This is a genomic window from Epilithonimonas bovis DSM 19482 (genome assembly GCF_900108115.1).
Taxonomy (GTDB): Bacteria; Bacteroidota; Bacteroidia; order Flavobacteriales; family Weeksellaceae; genus Epilithonimonas; species Epilithonimonas bovis.
The window spans coordinates 1-2,451 of the sequence record NZ_FTPU01000080.1 but is presented as its reverse complement, the minus strand read 5'-3'; the positions used below and the strand labels follow the sequence as shown (position 1 = coordinate 2,451).

Annotated in this window: 3 protein-coding genes; all 3 read left to right on the top strand. The window is 38.4% G+C overall.

The genetic code is table 11. The features are described 5' to 3' along the window. Positions 1 to 225: 225 nt before the first annotated feature. The 3 genes from B0B05_RS16155 (at position 226) to B0B05_RS16145 (ending at position 2,435) form a co-directional block, all read left to right on the top strand. Positions 226 to 588, top strand: coding sequence for an arsenate reductase family protein (locus B0B05_RS16155; RefSeq protein ID WP_084174022.1), 363 nt, complete (start codon positions 226 to 228; stop codon positions 586 to 588). Positions 589 to 596: 8 nt separating this feature from the next. Further along, on the top strand, positions 597 to 1,808 hold the full coding sequence (locus B0B05_RS16150) for a DUF763 domain-containing protein (RefSeq protein ID WP_076784597.1): 1,212 nt from the start codon (positions 597 to 599) through the stop codon (positions 1,806 to 1,808). A gap of 243 nt (positions 1,809 to 2,051) precedes the next feature. Further along, positions 2,052 to 2,435 (top strand): hypothetical protein, encoded by a 384-nt coding sequence (locus tag B0B05_RS16145; protein ID WP_143746067.1) that lies wholly within the window; start codon positions 2,052 to 2,054, stop codon positions 2,433 to 2,435. Positions 2,436 to 2,451 lie beyond the last annotated feature (16 nt).

The window sequence follows — 2,451 nt, the reverse complement described above, 5'->3', positions numbered from 1 at the left end:
AACATAAACAACTGACAATCAGTTTTTTATAAGATTATTTTATAAAATAAACGCCATACGAATTTTTCTAATTTAATTTTTAAACAGGCTCTTAAAATTACAAAACGTTTATTAATTCCGTTTTTGATACAGCAAATTTAAAAATGATTTTTTATTATGCAATGTTTTTTATCATATTTATTTATCTAATAAAACTTTTACTACAATTCTGTGTAAATTTGAATAATGAAAAAAGTATTTTACCTCAAAACCTGCGGTACCTGTAAAAAAATAATGTCTCAGTATGATCTTTCTGACTGGGATCTGAGAGAAATTAAATCAAAGCCTGTCACTGAAGAAGAATTGGACGAGATGTACGCCATAACACAATCTTATGAATCGCTTTTCAGTAAAAAATCCACACAGATCAAAGCAAGAGGAATTGATACCTCATCCTTGAAAGAAGCAGATTACAAACATCTGATTCTTGATCATTACAGCTTCCTGAAGAGGCCTGTTTTTTTGACAGACCATTTGATTTTTGCGGGTAGTGACAAGAAAAACCTTGAAAATCTGCACCTGTTTTTTGAAAATCAAGACCAAAAATAGCCGCTGTAATGAAACGATCAGGAACTGCAGATTTGCCTCTACATTATGGACACGTGCCCGCGTGGCTCTATGAGCGCATGTCCAGGCTTGGCCTTGCCATTGTAGAAGTGATCCTGGCCGATTATGGTAAAGATGAAGTGCTGAGGCGGCTGGCAGATCCTTTTTGGTTTCAGAGTTTTGGTGCTGTCATGGGCATGGACTGGCATTCATCGGGAATCACGACTTCTGTAATGGGCGCGCTGAAACGTGCTATCAACCCCAATTCAAAAGCATTGGGGATATACATTGCCGGAGGAAAAGGCAAATTCTCGCGGGAAGCTCCCCAAGAACTGCTCAAGATCGCAGATTCTACCGGGCTGGATGGCAATGAACTCGTACGTTGCAGCAAACTGTCTGCAAAAGTGGACAATACCGCCATACAGGACGGTTATCAGCTTTACCTTCACAATTTTATCTTATCTGATGAAGGTAACTGGGCTGTTGTGCAGCAAGGTATGCATGACCATGACGGTACTGCAAGACGTTACCACTGGCTGTCGGAAAATGTTACCTCTTTTGTCAACGAACCGCATACAGGCATCTCCGGGATTAATCGCGGAAACATCCTTAACCTGACCTCTTCTGAGGCAGCACCAAACCGCAACGGAATCCTGGACATTACCAAAACCGACTCCGAAAAATGGATGCAGGATTTTCAGCGACTGATATTACCAGCACACCACGAGGTTCTGGCCAGTGATGTGGATATGAAAAAACTGGGCAATATCCTGTGGCTCGCAAGAGAAAATGAACCTGAAAACTTTGAAGACCTCCTGATGCTGAAAGGCGTTGGCCCCAGAACTATGCAGTCGCTGGCATTGGTAAGTGAGGTTATACATGGCGCACCATCCCGGTTTACAGATCCTGCCAGGTTTTCTTTTGCACATGGCGGCAAAGACGGTCATCCGTTTCCTGTGCCGACCAAAACCTACGATGAAACCATATCAATCCTAAAATCCGGTATCGAGAAATCTAAACTTGGAAATCAGGATAAAAATCAGGCCATCAAAAAACTGCATGAGATTGCTGTAAGAACAGAAGAAAACTTCACACCTGATTTCAGTATAGAAAAAGTAATAGAAGAAGAACGGCAAAACTCATGGCGCTTTGGCGGGAAAACCGTTTTTGGAGATGCCAAACCGCCAAAGCCCAATGATGGCATCCAGCTGAGTTTGTTTTAATTAGTCCAAAGACGTTTATAATATAAAATCACAGTCAATGACATTTGAATATAAATAGAAGTCCTCATTTAATTATATATGAACAATAACGTTCTCACTAATGATGCAGATTTTAGCGATTTAATTATAGCATTTGCTCAATCAAAATAATCTAAGAGAATTAAAATAATCAAAAATCTTTTCTATAAAGAATATTTGACACTACGAAAATCTCTTATAAACTCTAATCATAAAAATCTACCGATGAAAAGACTGTTTTTGCTCTTCTTTGTTATTATGATAACAGAAATGTTTGCCCAAAACAGTTCGGCAAATAAGACTGTAGAAGGAAAGATAATACAGCTACTGGACCAGGCGGATGAGCTAAAATACAGTGACTGGAAAAAATCAGCACAATTGATTACCCTGGCTGACAAACTATCAGAAAAAAGTAATGATGATGGCCTGCGTGCTACTTTTTACAAGAAAGCAGCCTTGATATATTATGACCGTGATATTTTTGACGTCTCATTAAAATATAATATGACCGCCTATGATTATTATAAAATACTCGTAGTGCATTATCAAACGAGATTTATTTTTAGGTTGTTTATATTTCTATCAAAAATAAATCTATTCAAAAACTGAATAGTTGTAAGGGTTG